Origin of the sequence: Streptomyces sp. NPDC057302 (assembly GCF_042667685.1) — a bacterium.
Lineage (GTDB): Bacteria > Actinomycetota > Actinomycetes > Streptomycetales > Streptomycetaceae > Streptomyces.
Genome location: NZ_JBHUZJ010000066.1, coordinates 1 through 24,207, shown reverse-complemented (window position 1 = coordinate 24,207; position 24,207 = coordinate 1). Strand labels below are relative to the sequence as shown.

Genomic DNA, 24,207 nt, shown 5'->3' with positions numbered 1-24,207 from the left:
CCACCTCAATCGGTTCGCTTTCACTCCCCCTGATGGCGTAGAGTTGCATTCAACGGCGCGGGGTGGAGCAGCTCGGTAGCTCGCTGGGCTCATAACCCAGAGGTCGCAGGTTCAAATCCTGTCCCCGCTACTAAAGACCGAAGGCCCGGATCCAGAAATGGATCCGGGCCTTCGGTGTTTTCCTGCGTTATTCGGCGCTATTTGGCATCACCCGGTCGGCCCACACCGGTCGCCCCGTGCCGCCGCTCCGGGAACCCTGATTGAGCGTGGTCATGGATCTGGTCCTGGCCGCGGGATCCGGCAGGAGAAGAGCGGTGGGGCAGCGAGGAGGCAGCGGCGGGGGCAAGACTCCCGATGTCCGGCACGAGCGTGCGCTCGTGCGGGCCCTTCCGCTGCTGCTCATCGTCGTCGGGGCGGTGTACGACATGTCGACCCCGCCCGCTTTCACCGCGGCGCCCCTCTTCGCGGCGGCCCCGCTGATCGCGGCCCCCTTCTACTCGCTGATCAACACCACCCTCATCGGCGCCTTCTCCTGCGTCGCCGTGCTCGCGCTGCACTTCAAGACCGACTCGACCACCGACGTCGAAGCCGTCACCGAGCTGATCACCGTGCTGACCGTCGCCGTGCTCGCCGCCCTCATCAACCGCGTCGTACGCCGCAGCGACAAACAGCTCGCCTCCGCCCGCTCCATCGCCGAGGCCGCCCAGCGCGCCGTGCTGCCGCAGCCGGACCCCCGGATCGGCGGGCTCGACATCGCCGCGCGGTACGAGGCGGCGGAGGCCGACGCGTTCATCGGGGGCGATCTGTACGCCGTCCAGGACACCCCGCACGGCGTGCGCGTCATCGTCGGTGACGTACGGGGCAAGGGCATGGGCGCGGTGGCGGCCGTCGCCGTCGTCATCGGGGCGTTCCGGGAGGCCGCCGAGCAGGAGGCCACGCTGGAGGCGGTGGCCCAGCGTCTTGAGCGTGCCCTCGCGCGGGAGGGCACGCGGCGCGACGGGCTCGACGACTTCGAAGGGTTCACCACCGCGATCCTCGCGGAGATCGCGCACGGCGACCGATTCGTGCGGCTCATCAACCGCGGGCATCCGGCGCCGCTGCTCCTGCGCGGCGACGGACGGCTGTGCGTCCTGTCCGCGACCGAGCCCGCGCTGCCGCTCGGGATGGGCGACCTGGGCGCCTGGCCGGACCGTGCGGACGAGACGGAGTTCCCGCCCGGGGCGATGCTCCTCCTGTACACCGACGGGCTCTCCGAGGCGCGGGACGGCCGGGGCGAGTTCTACGACCCGGCGGCCCGGCTCGGGGGCCGCATCTTCCCCGGGCCGGGCGGCCCGGACGCGCTCCTCGCCACGCTCACCGAGGAAGTGCGGCGGCACACCGGCGGCGGGACGACCGACGACATGGCGCTGCTCGCGGTGCGGCGGCCGATGGCACCGGCCGATGTCACCGGCCGTGACTGAAGGACACCACTCCGCATAACAACTGACGCACTGTCAAGGAAGTGTGAAGCTCCGGTGTGTGAAGAAGTGGGGTCAACTCGCCCCGTTCCCCACCCCCGTGTCCTATTAAGTACACGCCAAAGTTGTTAAGGATCAGTCGGAACGGCTTGGAATACCGACCTGCTGTCTATTAACGTTCGATAACGCAGCGCGGTCGTCCCAGCCGTCACTCGAGTCGGCTCCGCGCGCACGCGCCTAATCCCGAAAGGGAGCCGGGGAACCACTAATTGGGGTGAATCGGGCATCCGTGCATCCGTGCCGGCTGTTCGTAGGAGACCTTCCTGCTCCGAACCCGTCAGCTAACCCGGTAGGCGAGAAGGAAGGAAAGGAGTGCGCCCCAGTGGCGTCCAACCGCCCTGCCCCCCAAGGCGCGTACGTACCGAATGACGACGACTTCGGTGGGTACGACGACAATTCCTGGGAGGAATGGAACCCCACGGAGGAGTCCATTCGTCCCGTCCGCGGCAGGCACCGCGTCCACAAGCGGGGCGGTGGCGGGCTCGCCCGCAGCTCCACGGTTCTCGGCGTAGGCGTCATCGCCGCCGTCGGCGCGGGCGGCATCGCCACCGCGCAGGGCGGCAAGCCCCCGGTCTCCATCGAGATGCCGGACCTCTCGGCCGTCAAGGACTCGCTGCCGGAGGCCAAGTCGCTTCCGGGCGTGGGGTCCCTGATATCCGACGACTCATCCGACGCGGGTTCCGCGGACAACGGCGTGACGGTCGCCGCAGCGCCCCTGAGCGCCGCCGGCATCAGCAGCGCCGACGCCGAGCAGGGCACCACGGACGCGGGCGAGGCACTGCGGGCCCGCATCATGGAGCAGGCCGAGAACCAGCAGGACCAGGCGGACGACGCGGTCCAGAAGGCGGCCGAAGAAGCCGCCGTCAAGCAGGCCGCAGAGCAGGCCGCCGCCAAGCAGACCGCGGCCGAGAAGAAGATCGCCGCCGAGAAGGCCGCCGCGAAGAAGAAGGCCGAGGCGGAGGCCAAGAAGAAGGCCGAGGCCGAGCGCCTGGCCAAGCTCGCGAAGAGCTACACCCTCCCCGTCGCCTCGTACACGCTCACCGGCACCTTCGGTCAGCCCGGCTCCATGTGGTCCTCCGGCTACCACACCGGCCTGGACTTCGCGGCGCCGACGGGCACGCCCATCAAAGCCATCCACTCCGGCACCGTCAAGGAAGCCGGCTGGGCGGGGGCGTACGGATACCGCACGGTCCTCGAACTCGACGACGGCACCGAGCTCTGGTTCTGCCACCAGTCCTCGATGAACGTCAGCGTCGGCCAGAAGGTCACCACCGGCGAGACCATCGGCCGCGTCGGCGCGACCGGCAACGTCACCGGCGCCCACCTCCACCTGGAGGTCCACCCGGGCGGCGACTCCACCGGCGTCGACCCGGCGGCCTGGCTGCGCGGCAAGGGCCAGTCGCTCTGAGGTAGCCCAGAAACCCCGGCGGTCCTGGCGACAACCCCCCGACGCCAGGGCTGCCGGTCCGGCATGTCCGCCGTACGGAATGCCGCGATCCGTATGGGCGTTGAGCCCCGTATGACTTCTCTCCGCAAGCTTGGCTCGTCCGACCTCGAGGTCTTCCCGCTCGCCCTGGGCGGCAACGTCTTCGGCTGGACGGCCGACGAGGCGCAGTCCTTCACCGTGCTCGACGCCTACACCGCGGCGGGCGGCAACTTCATCGACACCGCCGACGTCTACTCGGCCTGGGTGCCCGGCAACAAGGGCGGCGAGTCCGAGACCGTCATCGGCAACTGGCTGGCCGCGCGCGGCAACCGCTCCGACGTCGTGCTCGCCACCAAGGTCGGCGCCCACCCGGACTTCAAGGGCCTGTCCGCGAACACCATCAAGTCCGGTGCCGAGGAGTCGCTGCGCCGGCTGCGCACCGATTACATCGACCTCTACTACACGCACTACGACGACCCGACCGTCCCGGTCGAGGAGATCATCGGCGCGCTCGACGAGCTGGTCACCTCCGGCAAGGTGCGCGCGATCGCCGCCTCGAACGTGACCGCCGAGCGGCTCCAGGAGTTCCTCGACTTCTCCGACCGCGAGGGCCTCGCGCGCTACTCGGCGCTCCAGCCGCACTACAACCTCGTGTCGCGCGACACGTACGAAGGCTCCCTTGAGCAGGTCGCCTCGCGCTCCGGCCTGGCCGCCGTCCCGTACTACGCGCTCGCCTCCGGCTTCCTGACCGGCAAGTACCGCCCGGGTGCGAAGGTCGACAGCGCGCGGGCCGAGGGCGCGGGCAAGCACCTGGAGACCGACCGCGGGCTGCGCGTGCTCGCCGCCCTCGACGAGATCGCCCAGGCGCGCGGCGCCGAGATCGCCACCGTGGCCCTCGCGTGGCTCGCGGCTCAGCCGACGGTGGCGGCGCCGATCGCCTCCGCCCGTACGGTCGAGCAGCTGCCCGCGCTGCTCGCGGTGGGGGAGTTCGAGCTGACGGACACCGAGGTGTCGGCGCTCACGGTGGCTTCCGCCTAGCCGCGGTAGGGGTTGTACGCGGGGTAGGGCATCGCGGGCTGCGCGTACGGATATCCGTAGGGCTGCTGGTGTTGTTGCTGGTGCTGCTGTTGGTACTGGTATCGGTACTGGGGCTGCTGCTGCGGGTACCCGTAGGGCGGCGGCATCGGTACGAGCACCGGTGCCGTCGCGCGTGCCGCGTACGCGAGCGCGGGGCGGGCGGCCTCGCGGCGCTCCCACAGCGCGTGCAGCAACTCCCGCTCCCGTACGACGAAGTCGGCGCCCGCACGGCCCTTGCGCCCCCGGTGGCGTAGGAGCGCGAGGGACGTCGCGTACGCCTCGTACTGGGCGACCGTGCGCGCCGCGGCCTTGCCCTGGGTGTACGAGGCGTAGTCGCGGGCCAGGGTGCGGGCGCGCATCGTGCCGAGCGCGTACGGCTCGGGGGCCGTGAGCCAGCCCGCGATCGCGTACGCGGGCAGCTCGGCCCGCACGATGCGCAGGCCGCGCTGCCTGGTCCAGATCACCAGCCAGGTGAGCAGGCCGAAGGCGGGCAGCATGAAGATCGCGTACACGGCGAAGAAGCCGTAGTCCCCGAAGACCGCCGAGCCGTTCCACAGGGCGTGCAGGCCCATCGCCAGGAGGAGCCCGCCGAGCGGGAGCAGGACGCGGCGCCAGCTCTGCCGGTCGGCGCTGAGCGCGGCGATGCCGAAGCCGATGCCGGTGAGCACGGTGAAGAGGGGGTGCGCGAAGGGCGACATCACGACGCGTACGAAGAAGGTCGCCGCCGTCACGGAGGCGAGGCCCGTACCGCCGTTGATCTGGTCGGTGCCGAAGGCGCTGCCGAGATAGAGGATGTTCTCGGTGAACGCGAAGCCGGTCGCGGTCACTCCGGCGATCACCACGCCGTCGACGATGCCGGTGAACTCGCGTCTGCGGAAGAGGAAGACGAGCAGGACGGCCGCTGCTTTGGCGCTCTCCTCGACGATCGGCGCTATGACCGTCGCGCCGAGGGTGTCCGCGCTGGTGGGGTCGGCCGTGGCGGTGGTTATCCAGCGGGTCGCGAAGCTGTTCGCGACGATCGCTATGAGGGCCGCAGCGCAGGCGCCCCAGGCGAAGGCGAAGAGGAGGTTGCGCCAAGGGCCCGGCTGGACGCGTTGCAGCCAGCGGAAGGCGGCCACCAGGAGCGGCACCGGCAGTGTCGCGAGGCCGAGCCCGACCAGGAAGCCTTCGGTGCCGGTCTGCTCCCTGACCAGGGCCAGGATGACGAGGCCGGACAGGGCGAGCAGCGTGACCAGGGCAGCCGCGCGTATCGCCCGGCGCTGCCACCAGCGTGCGTGCCGCAGCCCGGCGGGCCCAGCGGGGGGCATCGGGTGCGGGTACGGAGAACGGATGGCCACCCGTTGACCCTAACGAGGGACAGGGGCGGCCCGCGACGGTGTCTCAGGTGTTCTGGCCGGAAGTGCGGCGGAACAACAGGTCGTGGACCACATGTCCCTTGTCCAGCCCTTGGCCCTCGAACCGGGTCAGAGGGCGGAAGGAGGGTCGGGGCGCGTACCCGCCGTCCGCCTGGGTGTTCTCGAAGGCGGGGTGCGCGGTGAGCACCTCCAGCATCTGCTCGGCGTACGGCTCCCAGTCGGTCGCGCAGTGCAGCACGGCGCCGGGCTTCAGGCGGGGCGCGGCGAGGTCGAGGAAGTCGGGCTGGATGATGCGGCGCTTGTGGTGGCGGGCCTTGGGCCAGGGGTCGGGGAAGTAGACGCGGAGGCCGTCGAGGGAGGCGGCCGGGAGCATTTCGCGGAGCAGGATGACGGCGTCGCCGTTCGCCACCCGGATGTTGCCGAGTTCGTTCCGCTCGGCGAGGCCGAGCAGGTTCCCCTGGCCCGGGGTGTGCACGTCGACCGCCAGGATGCCGGTGCCCGGGTCGTCGGCGGCCATCTGCGCGGTGGCCTCGCCCATGCCGAACCCGATTTCGAGTACGACGGGGCACTCGCCGCCGAACAGTTCGGCGAGGTCGAGGGTCCGCTGCCCGTCGATGTCCAGGCCCCACTTGGGCCACAGCCGCTGGAGCGCGTCCGCCTGGCCCGCGGTGACGCGGCTCCTGCGGGGCTGGAAGCTGCGGATCCGCCGCTCGAAGTGGGAGCCGGCGGGATCGGGGGCGGGGCCGTGCGGGAAGCGGGGTTCGCCCTTCGGGCGGGGGGCGTAGGGGTGCTTGGGGGTGGCGTTCGACTCAGACACAGTGGGTCGATTTTAGTCCCCCACCGGCTTTGCCGAGTTCTGATCAGTTCAGCCCGTCCGGCGTTTGAGGACATCTTGTACGGGGGGAGCCCCGCAGGGACCGCCCTACAGAGCCGCAAGCACCCGCCGGGCCACAGCCCGCCCGATCGGCAGCGAAGCCGTCGCCGCGGGCGAAGGCGCGTTCAGTACGTGGACGGCCCGCGCCCCCTCCCGGATGAGGAAGTCGTCGACCAGCGTCCCGTCCCGCAGGACGGCCTGCGCCCGCACACCCGCATCGGCGGGCACGAGGTCATCGGGAGTCACCGCGGGCAGCAGCCTCCGCACCGCCGTGGTGAACGCGCTCTTGGAGAGGGAGCGGCGAAACTCCCCCGCTCCGTACCGCCAGTGCCGCCCGGCCATCCGCCAGGCTCCCGGCCACCCCAGCGTGCCCGCGACCTCCAGCGGCCGCACCACACCCCATCCGTACCCCTCACGGGCCAGCGCCGGCACCGCGTTGGGCCCCACATGGACCCCGCCCCCGATGCCCCGCGTCAGATGCACCCCGAGGAAGGGGAAGGCCGGATCCGGCACCGGATACACCAGGCCGCGCACCAGCTCGGGCCGCGCAAGATCGAAGTACTCACCCCGGAAGGGCACGATCCGCATCCCGGGGTCGTCGCCGGTCAGCATCGCCACCCGGTCGCAGTGCAGCCCCGCGCAGTTGACCAGGACCTTGCCCCGCACCACCGAGCCGTCGGCCGTGCGGACGGCCACCCCGAGCGTCGGGCGGCGGTCGATGCGGACGACCTCCGCGCCGTACCGGACATCGGCCCCCGAGGCGTCCGCAAGGCGCTCCGCCACCGAGCCGTAGTCACAGATCCCCGTCGTGCCGACCTGGATCGCGGCGAGCCCCCGCACCTCCGGTTCGTACTCGGAGATCTGCGCGGGGCCCAGCTCCCGCACCGGAATGCCGTTCTCCCTGCCGCGCTGGACCAGTGCGTGCAGGCGGGGCAGCTCGGAGCGCTCGGTGGCGACGATCAGCTTGCCGGTGACCTCGTGCGCGATTCCGTACTCCGCGCAGAACTTGATCATCTCGGCGGCGCCGCGCACCGCGTACCGCGCCTTCAGGGAGTCGGGGCGGTAGTAGATCCCGCTGTGGATCACCCCGCTGTTGCGTCCCGTCTGGTGCCGGGCGGGGCCCGGCTCCTTCTCCAGGACCGTGACCCGCGTGCCCGGCGCCGCGCGCGTGACGGCATACGCCGTCGACAGACCGACGATCCCGCCACCGATCACCAGCACATCGCAGTCGTACGCCACGGCTCGGACCATCCCGCCTCACCTCCCACACCGATAGTGCACTGCGCCACTGACAACGCCCTCAAACCCGGCGAGGGCCGCAGGGTTACAGGGGGCGTAAATGCTGTTGCCGTTCCGGCGCTGCACGAAGGGTCGGCGCTGCATGAGGGGTCGGCTCTGCATGAGGGGCGGATTACGCGGGGGCCACGAGCAGCGGCCGCGCCCGCTCCCGCAGCTCCACCACGCGTGGCTCGTCACCGTACGGTTCCAGGCGGTGCAACAGGTCCTTCACGTACTCCGTGGTCCGCGCGGACGAGATGCGCCCCGCGACCTCCAAGGCGCGGGTGCCCTGCTCGCAGGCCGCGTCGAGGTTCCCCGACTCCAGTTCGGCGACCGCGGAGACCACGAGCCGTAAGCCGTGGGAGCGCACGAACTCCTCCGTCGGCCGCGAGAGCGCCTGCTCCGTGAAACGGCGCACCTGGCGGGGCGCCTTCAGGTCGCGGTAGCACTCGGCCGCGTCCGCCGCGAAGCGGTCGTATCCGTAGAAACCCAGCCAGGACGGGTCGTTGTCGCCGTCCCTGGCCCGCTCCAGCCAGCCCTCGGCCGCCCGCAGCGCGGCTCCCGCCGCCTGCGCGTCACTGGCGCGCGCGTGGGCGCGTGCCTCGACGAGGCGGAAGAAGCTCATCGTGCGTGCGGTGGCCAGGCCGCGGTTGCGCTCCAGGGCCGCCTGCGCGAGGTCGACGCCCTCGTCGCCGAAGCCGCGGTAGGTCGCCTGGAGGGACATGGAGGCCAGTACGTACCCCCCCAGGGGCACGTCGGCCGCCGCGCGGGCCAGGCGCAGGGCCTGGATGTAGTAGCGCTGGGCGGCCTCCTGCTGGCCGGTGTCGAAGGCCATCCACCCGGCCAGGCGCGTCAGTTCGGCCGACGCCCCGAAGAGCGAGCGGCCCACCTCGTCCGAGTACGAACCGAGCAGCAGGGGCGCCGCCTCGACCCGCAGGCACTCCGGGACCATCGACGAGCGCCAGTCACCGCCGCCGTACTTGGAGTCCCAGCGCCGGGCGTCCTCGGCGGCCTCCCGCAGCTTCAGGACGTCGCTGTGGCCGACCTTCATCGGCTGCCCGCCGTTGGCGCCGTCCCCGCCGCCGTCGGGGTGGCCCGTCTCGCGGGGCTCGTCCAGGGCGACGTCACGGGCGACCGAGCTGTCGGCCGGGGTTATCAGCCAGCGCGAGGCCGGCGTCGCGTACGCGCTCACCGCGAAGGAGCCGGCGAGGGACTGCCAGATGCCGCCGCTGCCCGCGCGCCTGCCCGCCAGATCGAGGCGGTAGAGCTCGGTCGCCGACTTCACCGCCGCGCCCACGTCGCGCGGGAAGGCGAGACCCACCTCAGGCGCGGGATCGGCGTCGGCGAGCCCGATCTCGTGCAGCGGAACGGGTCGGCCGAGCTTCTGCCCGATGGCCGCGGCGATGAGATGCGGGGCGGCGCCCTGCGGCACCATGCCCTTGGACACCCACCGGGCCACCGATGTCTTGTCGTATCGAAGCGTCAACCCGCGTTGAGCGCCGAGGTCGTTCACCCGGCGGGCGAGTCCCGCATTGCTGATTCCCGCGAGGGCGAGAACGGTGCCGAGTTTTTCGTTCGGCCCGCGTTGCTCCCTGGACATGCGCCACCCCTCGACACAGACGGCTGCCGTGCGGTGGCTTGACCGCGCGGCATTCGTGCTGCGTTCCCCCAGGGACAGCGACGTCCGCGACTACGACCGCCATGGCCCGGAACCTCGGCCGCAAGAGCATTTGGCCGAGCCCCCAGGTATATGCCTCCGCGAAAACATCAGCACACACAGCGTAGTTCGCCGAATCCCAAGCGTTAAGAGGCGCAGTTCCGTATGGCGAGATTGTTGCCGGTAGGGAAGTGGGGGAGTACCGGGGCGTGCTCCGGGTGTGTGGCCGTGCGCCTGCGTGTGCGCTCTTCACCGGCCATAAGAGGAGCGCTTCCATTGACGGTGCGTGGGTCGGCCCGCTGCGCTGGAGTCAGCGGGCTGGGGGACACCGCCGCCTTCATCCCCGCGGGCGGCGGGCCGGTCCGGGGGGCGGGCAACGCCTCCCGGACTGTGTGGTGCCGTTTGCGGTTCCGTCACGCGAGCGCCATCCGCTGATTTGGCCGAAAATCGCCGCCCCCGAGGTTTGGTGAATGCGCCCCCTCGCACACCGAAGGGCATGGTCGTGCCCTTCAAGTACCGCTCCCCCGGGGCAGATTAAGGGGAGCGCGAGCACCCCCGTAGCCCCTCCTGCGCGCCTCCTTCGTGGCAGCATGGGACCCCAGTTCTCGATGCACTGGTTGTCCACAGCCTGTGGAGGCAACGATGCGGTGGTTGGTGGGGTGGAGCAGCACTGCCGCGAAGCCTTCGGTGGTGGGCTCGGCCGGGGCCACCGGTGAGAACGGCGAGACCGTTCACCCCGTGGGCTCCCAACTCCTTTGGGGCGACCCGGATCCGCTGTGGGCGGTGGGCGACTGGCGCGCCGACGAGGTGCGCACGGTGAAGGCCGACGAACAGACGCGCATCGCGGTCCTGGGCACCTGCGGGGCGAGCGACGAGGAGCTCAGGGTCGGCCTCTTCGCGGCCCGCGGCGGCGCCCTGCGGCACCTGACCGCCTGGTCCGGCAGCTACACCGCGGTCGTCCAGGTCGGCCGCCGCGTGATGATCGCAGGTGACCTCGCGGGCGCGCGCCCCGTCTTCTACGCCCCCTGGGCCGACGGCACGGCCTTCGCCACGGCCGCGCTGCCCCTTGCCGACCTCATCGAGGCCCACCTGGACATCGGCCACCTCGCGGCGCTCCTCGCCGCGCCCGACGTGCCGGAGGCGCTCCAGGACTCGACGCCCTACCAGGGCGTGCGCCGCGTGCCACCGGGGCACGCGCTGATCCTGCGCGCGGGCGCACGGGAGATCGCCGGGTACGAACACGTGGCGTCCCTCGCGGTCGCCGCGCCCGCCGCCGACGCGTCCACCGCGGTGGACGGCGTCCGTGACGCCCTCGTGGAGGCGGTACGCGCCCGGCTCGGCGCCCCGCGGCACGTCCCCGGAGCGTCCGAGGTCGACCCGGGGCCCGTACCCGGCATGGGCCCGGCCGAGCGGCGCGCGGCCCGCGGGATGCCGGTGCCCGGCATCGGCGCCGACCTCTCCGGAGGGCCCGCTTCCGGCACGCTCGCGCTGCTCGCGGCCGGCCTCCCGGGGATGCCGGGCACGGTTCTGGGCCATGGCACGGGCGCGGGGGAGCGGCTCCTCGCCGTCACCTTCAACGACCTCGCGGTCAACGGCCGGGAGGCCGAGCTGGAGCGTGCGGGCGCCATCGCGGCCAACCCGCGCCTGCACCACGTGGTGGTCGCCGCGGGCGAAGAGGCCCTTCCGTACGCGGACTTGGACGGCCCGCTGACGGACGAGCCGAGCGGCTCCCTCATCATGGCCCAGCGCCACCGCGCACGACTGTCGTCGGGCAGCGCGGACCACTTCACGGGGTACGGCGCCCGGCAGGTCCTGGACGCGCATCCGGCCCGCCTCGCCGACCTCCTGATGGACCGCAGACGCCGCCATCTGGTGCGTCCCGTCGCCGCGTTGGCGAAGGCGGACGGCTCCACGGGATCGGTCATGGTCCCCGCGCGCGTGTACGGCGCCGCGCGCAAGCTCTCCCGGATGTCCTACCGCGCGGGCGTCGATTCGCTCGCCGACCGGCTCCTCCAGCGTCGCTTCGACGAGCCGGGCGGGGCGGTGGGGGCGTCGATGGCCGCCCTCGCGTGGGCGAGACCGGGGCCCGCCGCACGGTGGCTGACGGGCGAGGCCCTGGCCGAAGTATCGGTTCGCCTCCAGGACACCACCGGACGGCCCGGCGCCGGGCCCGGCCAGCGCCCCGGTGAGTTCCGCGCCCGCGCGGCCCTCGCCCGGCACGCGGCGGACCTGCGCGTCCTGGAGCAGGCCGCCGAGGTCCGCTTCCAGCGCCTGCACGCGCCCTTCCTGGACAACCAGGTGGTCCGGGCCTGCCGCGCGCTGCCCGTCGCCCTGCGCGTCCAGCCGGGGGCCCGCGCGGCGATCCTGCGTACGGTCCTGGAAGGCGCAGGAGTGGCCGAACTGCCGCCGGGCTGGGGCGCACCGTCCCACGCGTCGTCCGCGGCGGCGGCGCGGACGGGCCTCCGGGGGGCGGTGGACGACCTCCTGGCCCTCTTCGACACACCCCTGCTCGCGCAGGCGGGCCTGGTGGAGGCCCGCGTGGTCCGCAAGGCGCTGCGTGCGGCGGCGGAGGGCGAGCCACTGCCGCTGGACGGCCTGGCCGACCTGGTCTCCACGGAGCTGTGGCTGCGCCGGCTGCTGTCCCGCCGTGGCACCTGCTGGACGGGCACGCCCGCGCGCCAGAGGGCCGTCCCTACCGGGAGCGTGGTGCCGCAGAGGGGGGCTCTGGGGGCGGGGCGGTAACTGGCTCCGGAGCCTTGCGCGGCGTTGATCACCGGTTCAGCCCGTCCGGCGTTTGAGGACATCTTGTACGGGGTCTGGGGCGGAGCCCCAGGTAGGCCCAGGGCGCAGGCATGGTTTTCGGGAAGGGGCGGGGTTGGGGAAGGAAATCCCGCGCCCCGGTCCACCCCACCGGCGAGAATGACCCCGTGCGGTACAGAATCCTGGGCGCCACCGAGGCGTACGACGAACATGGAGAGCCCCTGCCCGTAGGGGGCCGACGGCTTCGCGCCCTCCTGGCGACCCTCGCGCTGCGCCCCGACCGCACCGTCCCCGCGGACACCCTCATCGCCGAGGTATGGGCGCAGGACGAGCCGCCCTCCGACGCTCCGGCTGCCCTCCAGGCCCTCGTCGGCCGCCTGCGCCGCGCCCTCGGCAAGAGCGCCATCGCCTCGGAGTTCGGCGGCTACCGCCTCGCCGCCGCCCCCGAGGACATCGACCTGTACCGCTTCGAGCGCCTCGTACGCGAGGGCAAGGCGGCCCTGGAGCACGACCCGGCGTCAGCCGCCCGCATCCTGCGCGAAGCGCTCTCCCTGTGGCGCGGCCCCGCCCTCGCCGACCTGCCCGACCGCAGCGCGGCGGCCCGCCCCGAAGCGCTGCTCGCCGACGCGACCCGCGCGCGGGCCGAGGCGGACCTGCTCCTGGGCCACGCCTCCGACGTCGTACCGGAACTGAGGGAGCTCACCGCCGCCCAGCCGTACGACGAGACGCTGCACGCCCTCCTGATCCGCGCCCTGCGCGACGCGGGCCGAGGCGCCGACGCCCTCGCCGCGTACGAGAACGCGCGCCGCACGCTCGCCGACGGCCTCGGAGCCGACCCGGGCCCGGAACTGCGGGCGCTGCACGCGGAGTTGCTCGACCCGCCCCTCGGGGCATCCCCGGGCCCCGACGGAGGGCCGGGGCGGCCGGAGCGGCAGGGACCGCCGGAGCGGGCCGGACGTCCGAAGCGGACCGGTAATCTGCGGCCCCGCCTGACCAGTTTTGTCGGCCGGGAACCCGAACTCGCCGCCATCCGTTCTGACATGCGACGAGCACGCCTGGTCACCCTCACCGGACCGGGCGGCTCCGGCAAGACCCGCCTCGCCGAGGAAGCCGCCGCCGGGCATCCGCAGGCATGGCTGGCCGAGCTCGCCCCGCTCGACCGGCCACAGGCGGTTCCCGGAGCCGTCGTCAGCGCGCTCGGCCTGCGCGAGACCGTGCTGATGACCAGCGAGTTGACGGTTCCGCAGAGCGACCCGGTCGCCCTGCTCGTCGAGTACTGCGCCCCGCGCAGCCTGCTCCTGCTCCTTGACAACTGCGAGCACGTCATCGGCGCCGCCGCCGAACTCGCCCAGACCCTCCTCACGCACTGCCCGGACCTCACCATCGTCGCCACCAGCCGCGAACCCCTGGGCGTGCCCGGCGAGTTCGTCCGCCCCGTGGAGCCCCTGCCGCCCGACCCGGCGCACCGCCTCTTCACCGAGCGCGCCATGGCCGTGCGACCGGACTTCGCGCAAGGCCTCGCGCAGGACTCCGTACGGGGGGAGGAGCAGGACTCCGTACGGGAGGAGGAGGCCGACGCGGTCGCCGAGATCTGCCGGCGCCTCGACGGCCTCCCGCTCGCCATCGAGCTGGCGGCGGCCCGCCTGCGCCTGCTCACGCCCCGGCAGATCGCCGACCGCCTCGACGACCGCTTCCGCCTCCTGACCAGCGGCAGCCGTACGGTCCTGCCGCGCCAGCAGACCCTGCGTGCCGTGGTCGACTGGTCCTGGGACCTGCTCGACGAACCCGAGCGGACGGTGCTGCGCGAGGTGTCCGTCTTCGCGGGCGGCTGGGACATCGAGGCGGCCGAAGCGGTCTGCACCGGTCCCGCGGCCGACCTCATCGGCGCCCTCGTGGACAAGTCCCTGCTCATCGCCGAGCCCACGGCAGGCGGCGACATGCGCTACCGCATGCTGGAGACCATCCACGAGTACGCCTCCGAGCGGGCCGCCGAGACCCCCCAGCTGCGCGCCGCGGCGGGCCACCGCCACACGGCGTACGTCCGCGCCCTGCTCGAACGGGCCGATCCGCTGCTCCGCTCGGCGGAGCAACTCCCGTGGATCCAGCGCCTGGAGATCGAGACGGACAACATCCGCGCGGCCCTCCAACGCGCCGTCGAGTCCAGGGACGCGGAAGACGCCCTGGCCATCGTTCTGGGCGCGGGCTGGTTCTGGTGGCTGCGGAACTACCGCGCGGAGGGCGTGGAGTGGGCGGCCCGCGTCCTGCGCCTGGCACCCCCGGTTCCGGCCGACGGCGCCCCCGAGGACACGGAGGATCCCCTCTACTGGTCCTGGATGAGCCTGCGGCTGCTGCACTTCTTCCTGGTGGCGGAGTCCACGTCGGCCGAGGTGCTGGCCGGGGACGGCGAGCGCGCGAACCTGGAGCGGGTGCGGGACGCCTTCGTGCGACCGGTGCCGGCGGCGGCACGCTTCCCCGGGCTGCTCTGGCCGTTCACCGTCTACTTCCTGGACGGCCCCGACGCGGCAAGGCCCGGCCTGGACATGGCGGTCGCCAACTGCCGTGAATTCGGCGGCGACTGGGAGATCGGCGTCAGCCTGATGTTCCGTACGCACCAGGCCGTCGACGCCCCGGGCAACCTGTCCGGTGTCGACGAGGACCTCGCGGAGCTGCGCGGCCTGAGCAGGCGCGCGGGCGACCGCTGGATGCGCGCCCAGGTCTCCAGCGCGGCGGGCGAGGCCGCGATGGCGCGCTGTCTGTACGAGGAAGCACGCGTCGAGTACGACGAAGCGCTGCGGCTCGCCTACGAAGTGGGCGCCTATGCCGAGACACCCTTCCTGATCGCCCGCCTCGCCGAGGTCGCGTACCGCGAGGGCGACCGCGCCCTGGCGGCCAAGGCACTCGACGAGGCAGGGACCGAGGCCGACCGGTACGGGGTGGCGGACGCACGCGCGTTCATGCGCATGCTGCAGTCGCAGATGGCGCTGGACGACGGCGACATCGTCAGGGCCCGCGCCCTCCTTGAGGAGTCCCGCGCCGACGCCGTGCGCGGCACGCCGCCACCGCAGTTCACCGCCGCGCTCCAAGGCCTCGACGCCAAGGTCGTGGCCGTCGAGTCGGGCCCGGAGCAGGCGCTGCCGCTGCTCGCCGACACCCTGCGGGTGGCCCTGGCGAGCCGGTGCGCGGAGTTGGTCATCGCGGCACTGGTGGAGTGCGGGTCCACCCTGGTGGGCAGGCTCGGCGACCACCCGCGCGCGGTCCGTCTGCTCGCTTTCGGCACCCGGCTGCGGAGCGGCAACCCGCGCCCGATGCCGGAGCTGGCCGAGGCCCATGACGTCGAGACCGCGGCGCTCGCCGTCCTCGGCCACCACCGGTACGAGGCCGAGCGCGCCGCGGGCACCGAACTCACCGCCGACGACGTGCTGGCGGAACTGAGCCGAGCGGTACTGAGCTGAGCGGTACTGAGCTGAGCCGAACCGTGGTCTACGTACAGCGGAAGCGCGACTGAGCCCAGTCCGCGAGCGCGACCGAGTCGAACGGCGAGTGCGGCTCGACGACCAGGCGGATCGTCTTGCGCCCGGTCAGGTTCACCTGCACCGGGACCGCCGCGTCCCCGCCCTCGATCAGCGGCGACTGCCACAGCCGCGTGCCGTCGCCGAAGATCGAGAACCGCACCTTGCCCAGGCCCATCGTCATGTCGTCGACGCCGACGACCGCTTCGTACGACGAGCACGAGCGGTTCAGGTCGATGGTGACGGAGGACTGGCCGTGGACGGTCACGCCGTGGCCGTAACTCCGGTCCGCGATGGACAGGCCGCCGCGCTGCCAGACCCAGCTGCTCTCGCCCAGGCGCATCTCGGGCTTGGTGCCGTCACCGACGACGCCGTACCGCAGCTCGCTCCACTGGTAGACCGTGGGGGCGGGCGGCGGCGGTGGCGGAGGGGGCGGCGGCTTCGGCTTCGGCTCGGACGGCGTGGGGGTCGGCTTCGGCTCGGGCGCCGGAGGCGTCGGCTTCTCGGGGGGCGCCGGGGTCGGCTTCGGCTTCGGCTCGGGATCAGCCTTCGAAGGCGGCTTCGGCTTCGCCTCCGAGGCCGGCTGCTCCGGATCGGGCTTGGGCTTGGGCTTCGGCTTCGGGGGAGGCGGCTCGTTCGGCTCGACCGGCTCGACGGCCGGCGGCTTCTCGGCGTTCGGCAGGTCCTTGGGCTTGTCCCCGCCGCCGGCGGTCAGGGCGATCGCGGCGGCCGCTGCCGCGACGACCACGGCCGCCGCGATACCGGCCTTCGCGGGCGCGCCGAGCCCCTCGGCGGCGGCGCCACCGCCCGCCGCGCCACCGGACGAGCCACCGCTCGCCGCCGCGGCGCCCGCGGCTCCGGCGCCTGCCGCACCCGCCGCGCCACCGCCGACGAGCGCGGCCACCTTCGCGTAACCGGCGGCACCGAACCAGCCGATGACCGCGATCGGCACGACCCCTGGGATACCGCTGGCTACTTCCTTGATCTGGCCCGCGGCCAGGCGGCACTTGGCGCACTCCTCCAAGTGCTTGCGCAGGCCGCGCTCGGCCCGGGTGCGCAGACTGCCGCGCGCGTAGGCGCCGAGCCGGTCGGCGTAGCGTGCGCACTCTTCGTTCTCGGTGAGCGTGGTGCTCACATGGGCCTGGAGATACGCCTCCTTGAGGCCCTCGCGGGCCCGCTTGGCGAGCACCCGGGTGCCGTTGGCGTCCAGCCCGAAGAGCGTGGCGACATCGCTGGGGGACTCGTCCTCGATCTCCGTGTGCCACAGCACGGCCTGCCAGCGCTCGGGAAGGCTCCGGAACGCCTGCATGGCCATGGACTGCTCGGCCTCGTGCATCGCGCGCACGTCCGCGCCCAGGTCCAGGGTGTCGTCGTCGGAGACCTCGGAGCCGCGCGAGGCCTGCGCGGCGAACACCGCGAAGTCCTCCACGAGTTGCTCCCGCTTGGCGGACTTCGTCCACCCCGCGGCGACGCGGCGCACCGTGGTGAGCAGATAGGCGCGCACCGCGTGCTCGGGCCCGCTGCCGCCACGGACCGCCTGCAGCATCCGCGCGAAGACCTCGGCCGTGAGGTCGTCGGCGGTGTGCGCGTCCCGGCAGCACGTGCGGGCGTACCGACGAACCGCTTCGGCGTGCCTTCGGTACAGCTCCTCGTACGCGGTGTCGTCGCCCGCCCGCATCCGGGCGATCAGGTCGCCGTCGGCAGGGGCGCCTTCGCGCTGCGCCGGAACACTGGGATCCAGACCGCCGGCGGCACCAACTGATCCGGTGCCGCCACTGGCTGCGGAGCCACCGCCGGACCCGTGTCCGCCCTGGCTCGGCACCTGCCGATGAGGCAGCTCCGCGGCCCCGTCGCCCAGGGCGGAGGACGGCTCGTCGCGCCCGTCACCACTCATCGCGGAAGCCCCCGCTTGCACACTCAGACCCGGCCATCCGGGAAAGAGTGCCATACGGCCGTGCTACGACGGACGGCGATGACGGTCAACCACCCTTCCGAGGTGACTTCCCGTATCCGAGCACTACCGTTCACCCATTCGGGGAAGGCTCAACCGCCGTGTTTTGACCGGCAGTTGAGCCCTCCACGTGACGAACTTGTGCGGATTTCGCGCGCGTCACCGCGTCACACCGAGGGACGCGACCGCAGCCCTTCGAGCAGGATGTCGAGCAGCCGCGACGAGGCCGCCGCCTGCTGCGCCGCGTCCGGCAGCGAGGGCGCCGCCGTGGCTATCACCAGAAGCACGTCCGACACCGTCACGTCCGGGCGCAGCTCGCCCGCTCCACGCGCCCGCTCCACGAGGCGTCCGACGACCTCCAGGAGCGCGACCGCCCCCGGGTCGTCCGCCGCCGACTCCTCGGCCGGAGCCGGGCGCTGCTCGACGAGCCGCAGCTCGGGACCGCCCGGAGCCGCCTGCCGCTGCTGCGGCACGCGCGCCTCGTTGTCCCCTGCGCCCGCGACCTCGTCCGCGACGCCCACCCGCAGGACCTGCGGCGGCAGGAGCCGCCCCGCGCCCGATGCCACGGACGTCCGCAGGAAGCGCGAGAGCGCCGACCACGGCTCGTCCTCCTGACCGAGCGCCGAACGCGCCTGGTCGGTCAGCCGGGAGGTCTCCTCCTCGGCTATGCGCCGCACCAGCACGTCCTTGCTGGGGAAGCGGCGGTAGACCGTGCCCACCCCGACCCGTGCGCGCCGGGCGACGTCCTCCATCGGCGCGCCGTAACCCAGCTCGCCGAACACCTCGCGCGCCGCGCGAAGAACGTGCTCGAGATTGCGCTGTGCGTCCACCCGCAGCGGCGTCGAACGCGGTCCGTCCCCCATGTCGCGTCCGTTCCCGCTGGTGGCGACGGCCGTTGCCGACGCCATGCTCGAAGACCAGTGAGATTCCTGAATATGCATACGCGTTCCCCCGGTAATGACGTCTCCCCCCGGAGACACTCCCCGCCATTGACTACCGAAGTGTGAGGAGCAAGCCCGAATCCGGGCCCCGTAGCTGGACCCGACGAGCGCATCCCCCGACACCCCGACGACACACGAACATAGTTGAGCCGGAGTCAATTCAGAAGAGGCGGGTTCCGCACAGAGCGCCCCCCGATCGGAGTACGCACCGATTCCGACCCGATTGCACCCCCTTACATTTCCGATCTCACCCCTGCTGACCTGCACACCTTTGACGTATGCGGCCAAGGCCGAGGCGGCGTGCAACATGCCGCGACAGGTCACACAAATTGCCGAGGCTGTGGACAAACTCAAGAGCTGGGTGCGTCATGGGATGGTGAAGGAACCTGTGCGCATTCTCGTTGTGGGCGGCGGCTACGTCGGCATGTACACCGCGCTGCGCCTCCAGCGGAAGCTGAAGCCGGAGCTGAAGCGGGGCGAAGTGGAGATCGTGGTGGTGACGCCCGATCCCTATATGACCTACCAGCCGTTCTTGCCCGAAGCCGCGGCCGGCTCCATCTCGCCGCGCCATGTCGTGGTCCCGCTCCGCCGCGTCCTGGACAGATGCCGGATCGTCATCGGCGAGGTCACGGCGGTCGACCACGCCAAGCGCACGGCGTCCTTCACCACCCTCGCCACCGCGGACGAGGGCTCGGGCGCCGTCGAGATCACGTACGACGAGATCGTCCTCGCCCCCGGCTCCATCTCGCGCACCCTGCCTGTCCCCGGCCTGGCCGAGCACGGCGTCGGCTTCAAGACCGTCGAAGAGGCCATCGGCCTGCGCAACCACGTCATCGAGCAGATGGACATCGCCTCCTCCACGCGCGACCCCGCGGTCCGCGACGCGGCCCTCACCTTCGTCTTCGTGGGCGGCGGCTACGCGGGCGTCGAGGCGCTCGGCGAGCTGGAGGACATGGCCCGCTACGCGTCGCGGTACTACCACAACGTCAAGGCCGAGGACATGAAGTGGATCCTCGTCGAGGCCTCCGGGCGGATCCTCCCCGAGGTCGGCGAGGAGATGGGCAAGTACACCGTCCGTGAGCTGCGGCGCCGCAACATCGACGTACGCCTGGAGACGCGCCTGGACTCCTGCGAGGACCGGGTCGCCGTCCTCAGCGACGGCTCGCGCTTCCCCACCCGTACGGTCGTGTGGACCGCGGGCGTCAAACCGCACCCCGTGCTCGCCGCGACCGACCTGCCGCTGAACGAACGCGGTCGTCTGAACTGCACCGCCCAGCTGTCCGTCGACGGCGCCACGCACGCGTGGGGCGCGGGAGACGCGGCGGCCGTCCCGGACGTCACCGCGGACGAGCCGGGCAAGGAGTGCGCCCCCAACGCCCAGCACGCGGTACGCCAGGCAAGGACGCTGGGCGACAACATCGCCGCGTCCCTGCGCGAACAGCCCCTCAAGGAGTACACGCACACCTACGTGGGCTCGGTGGCGTCTCTGGGGCTGCACAAAGGTGTCGCACATGTCTACGGACGCAAGCTGAAGGGCTACCCTGCCTGGTTCATGCACCGCGTCTACCACCTCAGCCGCGTGCCCACCCTCAACCGCAAGTCCCGGGTGCTCTCCGAATGGGTCCTGTCCGGCCTGTTCAAACGCGAGATCGTCTCCCTGGGGTCGCTCGAGCACCCGCGTGCGGAGTTCGAACTCGCGGCCGGGGGCAGAAGCCCGAAGGAGTCCTCCTGACCGGAGGCAGGAACTCCCCGCGTGACACCGGCGTCTGACGGATGTCAGTCCGGTCGGCCAGACTGTTCGTGTGACCATGGGCGGGCCAGGACCGCCGGAAATCCCCGCCCGATCCAGAAGCGACATCACGAGGCCTACCGCAGTGAACTTCACGCGCTGGAGCGCCCGGCTCCCCGGAACGCAGCGCCGCGCCGCGGCGCGCACCGACCTGGGGATCTCCCCGCCACAGCGAGCCGAAAGCTCCGTCCCCGCGGCCCGCGCCGAGGGACGCCAGGAGGGCACGACCCTCACCCCCGCCGCCGGCGTCGACGAACTGCCGACCCGCGAGGTGCTCGACCGCATCCCGGCCCTCGTCGCCCTGGTGCACGGCCCCGAGCACCGCATCGCGTACGTCAACGACGCGTACGCCACCGCGTTCGGCGACCGTCCCGTGGGCGAACCCGCCCGCGCGGCGCTGCCGGAGCTGGACGAGCTGGGCCTGCTGCCCCTCCTGGACCAGGTCCTGCGCAGCTCCAAGCCGCGCACGGTCAAGTCCCGCAAGGCGGCCAGCGGCCGGTCGTACACGTTCACCTGCACCCCCGTCACGCTCCCGGTGAGCGGCTCCGACACGGGGCTCATGGACGACGGCATCCTCGTCTTCGCCGCCGACGTCACCGACCACGCGGAGGCCGCCGAGCGGCTGCGGGCCAGCGAGCGCACGCAGCGCGAGACGGCGGTCACCCTGCAACGCTCGCTCCTTCCGCAGGAGTTGGAGCAGCCGGACGACCTGCGGATCGCCGCCACGTACCAACCGGGCGGCACGGAGGCGGCGGTCGGCGGCGACTGGTACGACGTGATCACCCTCGGCGGCGGCCGCACCGCCCTGGTCATCGGCGACGTCATGGGCCGCGGCGTCCGCGCGGCGGCCGTCATGGGCCAGCTCCGCACGGCCGTGCGCGCCTACGCCCGCCTGGACCTGCCCCCGCACGAGGTCCTCCAGCTCCTGGACGGCCTCGCCACCGAGATCGACGCCATGCAGATCGCCACCATGGTCTACGCGGTGCACGACCCGAACGAAGGCAGCCTCGTGTACGCCTCCGCGGGGCACCTGCCGATCCTCGTGCGGGACGAGGGCGGCACGATCCACCGCGCGGAGGAGCCCACGGGCCCGCCGCTCGGCACCGGCGGCTGGCTGCACACCTCGGGCTCGGTCCCGCTCGGCCCCGGCTCGACCGCCGTCCTGTACACGGACGGCCTGGTCGAGCGGCGCAGCGAGGACATCGACGAAGGGGTCGCCGCACTGGAGCGCGCGCTGTCGGGCGCCACCGGCACACCCCAGGTGGTGTGCGACCGGCTGATCCGCGCCCTGGGGGTGACGGCCGACCACGACGACGACGTGGCGGTGCTCGTCATCCAGCACCCCGCACGCACCGGCCTGGACGCCGAGCTGTTCCGCAACGCGGCCCTGGAGCTGCTCGGCGGGGTGGAAGCGGCGCCACGCGCGCGTGCCTTCGCCACCGGTGTCCTCGCCAGCTGGCGCTTCCCGCCCGAGCTGCACGACCTGGGAGTCCTCGCGGCCAGCGAACTGGTCGCCAACTCCCTCCAGCACGGCACACCACCGATGCGCCTGCGCCTGCGCCGCACCGACCGCCGACTGATCATCGAGGTGACGGACGGCGACGACCACCTGCCCAGGCGCCGCAGCGCCCAGCCCGCCGACGAGGCGGGCCGGGGCATCGCCATCGTCGCCACGATCGCGTCGAGCTGGGGCGCACGGCGCACACCGGGCGGCGGCAAAGCCGTCTGGTGCGAATTCGCGCTCCCGCGCGCGTAGTGCCTACAGACGCCTACGGATGACTACGGGTAACGCCTAGGAGTTCGCCGGTACGGACTCCGGGGTGCTCTGAGCCACCACCCGGCTCTTCGCCACGTACGGCTGATTCTGCAGCGGGGTGAGCTGCCGTCCGAGCCGCACCGCGAGCACCGTGATGCCCAGCGAGAACAGCAGGAACGTCACGATGTACGGCCCGTGCAGCGCGGCCCCCATCGGACCACCGACCGCGGGGCCGACGGCGAGCGCGAGCTGCTTGACCAGGGCGAAGGCCGAGTTGTACTGACCGACCATCCCGGCCGGAGCCAGATCGGCGACCAGCGGCGCGACGGTCGGCGACAGCATCGCCTCACCGAGCCCGAAGAGCGCGTACGTGGAGATGAACGCGGCGGTCGCCATGGCCTGGCTGCCGTGCCCGAGCCCGGCGTAACCGGCCGCGATCCACGCGACGGCCCAGATGAGACCGACGGCCGCGATCACCCGGGAGCGCTTGCGCCGCTCGACGAACTTCAGGACGGCGAACTGCGCGACGACGATCACCGCCGTGTTGGCGGCGAGCGCGATGCCCAGCGTCGACGGCGAGATCCCGGCCGCCTCCACGCCGTACGCGGAGAGACCCGACTCGAACTGCCCGTAGCAGGCGAAGAACAGCACGAAGCCGAGCACGCACAGCTGCACCATCGCCTTGTGGCGCAGGAGCGCCCGCAGACCGCTCTGCGGCGCGGACCCGTCCTTGGGCACGGCGTCCTGGATGGAGGGCGCGTGCGGAAGCCGCACGGTGACGACGATCGCGGCGAGCACCAGGAACATCACGGCCTCGATGGAGAACAGCGTGATGAAGCTGCCCGGGTCGTGCTCGTCGACGATCTGACCGCCGAAGAGACCACCGATGCCCAGGCCCAGGTTCTGCAGGAAGAACTGCATCGCGAAGGCACGCGTGCGCGTGGTGGGCGTCGAGCACCAGACGATCATCGTCGCGAGCGCGGGCTGCATCACCGCGGTACCGGCGCCGAGCAGGGCGGCCGAGACGATCGCGGTCGGCTCGCTGTTCGCGAAGCCCAGGGCGAGGGCACCCACCGAGGCGGTCAGCGCGGCTCCCATGAGTACGGGGAGCGGGCCGCGGCGGTCGATGATGCGCCCGGTGACGGGCAGGACGATCAGCGCGGCCATGGCAAAGGCGGCGAGCACGATGCCCGCCGTACCGGCCCCCAGCTCCCGCACCTGCGCCACATAGACGTAGAGGAACGGAACCGTGAACCCGACACCAAACGCACTCAGTGCGCTGCCTACCTGAATACGACGCATCGCTGCGCCCATCGCCCTGGTCACTTTCACCTGCCTTAGGAGTTAGACGTGAAGACTTCGAAGCTAAAGTTAGAGTCTAAACAATACACACAGAAGAACTTCAACGCCAAGTAAGGGCGTGCCATACTGCGGCCCATGGGTGACACTCCCGGCCCCAGTGAGCCGACTCTCGAAGAGCAGATCGCCGCCTACCAGCGGGAGTTTCAAGACCTCGACCCCCAGGTCGAGGAGATCGTCTCGGCCCTCGGCCGCCTCAACCGGCGGATGAGCGTCGCCTACGGGCGGCAGACCGCGACCCTCGGCATCAGCAACGCCGAGTGGGAGGTCCTCAAGGCCCTCGTCCTCTCCGGCGCCCCGTACCAAATGGGCCCCGGCGAGCTCGCCAAAGGCCTCGGCCTCACGCCGGCGGCCATGACCCACCGCATCGACCGCATGGTGGCGGAGGGTCTGGTGACCCGGGACCGCGACGAGACCAACCGCGTACGAGTGATCGTCGAGCTCACCGCGGAGGGCCGCGAGAAGTGGCTGGAGGCGATGCGCCTGGCCACGGTCTTCGAGGAGGACCTCCTCCAGGACCTCTCACAGGAGGAGCGCGGCGCCCTCGGGGAAGTACTGACGCGCCTTCTGCGCCGGGTCGAGCACGCCCAGCCGGACGCGGGCGGACGCCTCACCGACCTGGACTGAACGCTGCCTGAGCGCTGCCTGAGCGCCCGACCTCGGGCGTTTGACAGTCACCCACTGGATCCGTAAGGTTCTTCGGGTTGCCACGGAGCCGTAACGGTTCTGCGACAGCACCTCCCGCCGCTGAGACGCGGCAAAACAAACTCTGCACGACATCCCCCGGGAACGACTTCGGCATGTCCGAATTCAATTCCAGGACTCGATTATGAGTAACCGGGAAGAACCGCTAGAGTTTGAGACGTCGGAACGGCCCAACAGCCGGGAAGACAAGCCCCGCTGACTGGGAATCAGGCCCGAAAGGATCTGGTAGAGTCGGACTCGCCGGAAAGGGAAA

15 protein-coding genes, 1 tRNA gene and 1 riboswitch are annotated in these 24,207 nt (G+C 72.0%); of the genes, 9 read left to right on the top strand and 7 right to left on the bottom strand.

The annotated features are described in order from the left end of the window. Window positions 1–56 precede the first annotated feature (56 nt). The 4 genes from ACFUPX_RS32985 (at window position 57) to ACFUPX_RS32970 (ending at window position 3,981) form a co-directional block, all read left to right on the top strand. Window positions 57–130, top strand: a tRNA-Met gene (locus tag ACFUPX_RS32985). 142 nt (window positions 131–272) lie between these two features. Beyond that, window positions 273–1,460: a PP2C family protein-serine/threonine phosphatase gene (locus tag ACFUPX_RS32980; RefSeq protein ID WP_383331116.1), complete on the top strand. Its 1,188-nt coding sequence runs from the start codon at window positions 273–275 to the stop codon at window positions 1,458–1,460. Window positions 1,461–1,681: 221 nt separating this feature from the next. Next, window positions 1,682–1,828, top strand: a riboswitch (cyclic di-AMP (ydaO/yuaA leader). 11 nt (window positions 1,829–1,839) lie between these two features. Next, the gene (locus tag ACFUPX_RS32975; protein WP_383331113.1) at window positions 1,840–2,925 is read left to right on the top strand and encodes a M23 family metallopeptidase; all 1,086 of its coding nucleotides are present in this window, start codon (window positions 1,840–1,842) and stop codon (window positions 2,923–2,925) included. Between the two features lie 111 nt (window positions 2,926–3,036). Beyond that, window positions 3,037–3,981, top strand: coding sequence for an aldo/keto reductase (locus ACFUPX_RS32970; RefSeq protein WP_383331110.1), 945 nt, complete (start codon window positions 3,037–3,039; stop codon window positions 3,979–3,981). Here ACFUPX_RS32970 and ACFUPX_RS32965 read toward each other — a convergent pair. The 4 genes from ACFUPX_RS32965 to ACFUPX_RS32950 all read right to left on the bottom strand — a co-directional run bounded on the left by ACFUPX_RS32965 (window position 3,978) and on the right by ACFUPX_RS32950 (window position 9,127). Then, complete coding sequence (locus ACFUPX_RS32965) at window positions 3,978–5,357, bottom strand: PrsW family intramembrane metalloprotease (protein ID WP_383331107.1); 1,380 nt, start codon at window positions 5,355–5,357, stop codon at window positions 3,978–3,980. The genes ACFUPX_RS32970 and ACFUPX_RS32965 overlap by 4 nt on opposite strands. A gap of 43 nt (window positions 5,358–5,400) precedes the next feature. Then, window positions 5,401–6,192 carry a tRNA (guanosine(46)-N7)-methyltransferase TrmB gene (gene trmB / locus ACFUPX_RS32960; RefSeq protein ID WP_383331104.1) on the bottom strand — a complete coding sequence of 264 codons (792 nt, stop codon included), beginning with the start codon at window positions 6,190–6,192 and terminating at the stop codon, window positions 5,401–5,403. A 105-nt stretch (window positions 6,193–6,297) separates the two neighbouring features. Further along, window positions 6,298–7,500 carry an L-2-hydroxyglutarate oxidase gene (gene lhgO, locus ACFUPX_RS32955; protein ID WP_383331101.1) on the bottom strand — a complete coding sequence of 401 codons (1,203 nt, stop codon included), beginning with the start codon at window positions 7,498–7,500 and terminating at the stop codon, window positions 6,298–6,300. A 160-nt stretch (window positions 7,501–7,660) separates the two neighbouring features. Next, complete coding sequence (locus ACFUPX_RS32950) at window positions 7,661–9,127, bottom strand: MFS transporter (protein WP_383331098.1); 1,467 nt, start codon at window positions 9,125–9,127, stop codon at window positions 7,661–7,663. 699 nt (window positions 9,128–9,826) lie between these two features. Here ACFUPX_RS32950 and ACFUPX_RS32945 point away from each other — a divergent pair. Then, a complete protein-coding gene (locus ACFUPX_RS32945; RefSeq protein ID WP_383331095.1) occupies window positions 9,827–11,926 on the top strand; it encodes an asparagine synthase-related protein in 2,100 nt (699 codons plus the stop codon). 185 nt (window positions 11,927–12,111) lie between these two features. Beyond that, window positions 12,112–15,396 carry a BTAD domain-containing putative transcriptional regulator gene (locus ACFUPX_RS32940; RefSeq protein WP_383331092.1) on the top strand — a complete coding sequence of 1,095 codons (3,285 nt, stop codon included), beginning with the start codon at window positions 12,112–12,114 and terminating at the stop codon, window positions 15,394–15,396. A 28-nt stretch (window positions 15,397–15,424) separates the two neighbouring features. Here ACFUPX_RS32940 and ACFUPX_RS32935 read toward each other — a convergent pair whose 3' ends face one another. Continuing rightward, window positions 15,425–17,347: a sigma-70 family RNA polymerase sigma factor gene (locus ACFUPX_RS32935; protein ID WP_383331089.1), complete on the bottom strand. Its 1,923-nt coding sequence runs from the start codon at window positions 17,345–17,347 to the stop codon at window positions 15,425–15,427. Window positions 17,348–17,571: 224 nt separating this feature from the next. Further along, window positions 17,572–18,345, bottom strand: coding sequence for a TetR/AcrR family transcriptional regulator (locus tag ACFUPX_RS32930; protein ID WP_383331086.1), 774 nt, complete (start codon window positions 18,343–18,345; stop codon window positions 17,572–17,574). Window positions 18,346–18,718: 373 nt separating this feature from the next. On the opposite strand from ACFUPX_RS32930, the gene ACFUPX_RS32925 reads away from it, so the two are divergent. Continuing rightward, the gene (locus ACFUPX_RS32925) at window positions 18,719–20,077 is read left to right on the top strand and encodes an NAD(P)/FAD-dependent oxidoreductase (protein WP_383331083.1); all 1,359 of its coding nucleotides are present in this window, start codon (window positions 18,719–18,721) and stop codon (window positions 20,075–20,077) included. A 142-nt stretch (window positions 20,078–20,219) separates the two neighbouring features. Further along, entirely contained in the window at window positions 20,220–21,890 is a 1,671-nt protein-coding gene (locus tag ACFUPX_RS32920; protein ID WP_383331080.1) for a SpoIIE family protein phosphatase, read from the top strand. A gap of 36 nt (window positions 21,891–21,926) precedes the next feature. Here ACFUPX_RS32920 and ACFUPX_RS32915 read toward each other — a convergent pair whose 3' ends face one another. After that, window positions 21,927–23,204, bottom strand: a complete 1,278-nt coding sequence (locus ACFUPX_RS32915; protein WP_383331077.1) for an MDR family MFS transporter — start codon at window positions 23,202–23,204, stop codon at window positions 21,927–21,929. A 123-nt stretch (window positions 23,205–23,327) separates the two neighbouring features. On the opposite strand from ACFUPX_RS32915, the gene ACFUPX_RS32910 reads away from it, so the two are divergent. Next, window positions 23,328–23,876 (top strand): MarR family transcriptional regulator, encoded by a 549-nt coding sequence (locus ACFUPX_RS32910; protein WP_367043520.1) that lies wholly within the window; start codon window positions 23,328–23,330, stop codon window positions 23,874–23,876. Window positions 23,877–24,207: the final 331 nt, after the last annotated feature.

Coding starts and splice junctions, on each gene's coding strand:
- ACFUPX_RS32980 (WP_383331116.1), top strand. CDS start 273: ATGGATCTGGTCCTGGCCGCGGGATCCGGCAGGAGAAGAGCGGTGGGG.
- ACFUPX_RS32935 (WP_383331089.1), bottom strand. CDS start 17,347: ATGAGTGGTGACGGGCGCGACGAGCCGTCCTCCGCCCTGGGCGACGGG.
- ACFUPX_RS32925 (WP_383331083.1), top strand. CDS start 18,719: ATGGTGAAGGAACCTGTGCGCATTCTCGTTGTGGGCGGCGGCTACGTC.
- ACFUPX_RS32950 (WP_383331098.1), bottom strand. CDS start 9,127: ATGTCCAGGGAGCAACGCGGGCCGAACGAAAAACTCGGCACCGTTCTC.
- ACFUPX_RS32910 (WP_367043520.1), top strand. CDS start 23,328: ATGGGTGACACTCCCGGCCCCAGTGAGCCGACTCTCGAAGAGCAGATC.
- ACFUPX_RS32945 (WP_383331095.1), top strand. CDS start 9,827: ATGCGGTGGTTGGTGGGGTGGAGCAGCACTGCCGCGAAGCCTTCGGTG.
- ACFUPX_RS32970 (WP_383331110.1), top strand. CDS start 3,037: ATGACTTCTCTCCGCAAGCTTGGCTCGTCCGACCTCGAGGTCTTCCCG.
- ACFUPX_RS32915 (WP_383331077.1), bottom strand. CDS start 23,204: ATGGGCGCAGCGATGCGTCGTATTCAGGTAGGCAGCGCACTGAGTGCG.
- ACFUPX_RS32930 (WP_383331086.1), bottom strand. CDS start 18,345: ATGCATATTCAGGAATCTCACTGGTCTTCGAGCATGGCGTCGGCAACG.
- lhgO (WP_383331101.1), bottom strand. CDS start 7,500: ATGGTCCGAGCCGTGGCGTACGACTGCGATGTGCTGGTGATCGGTGGC.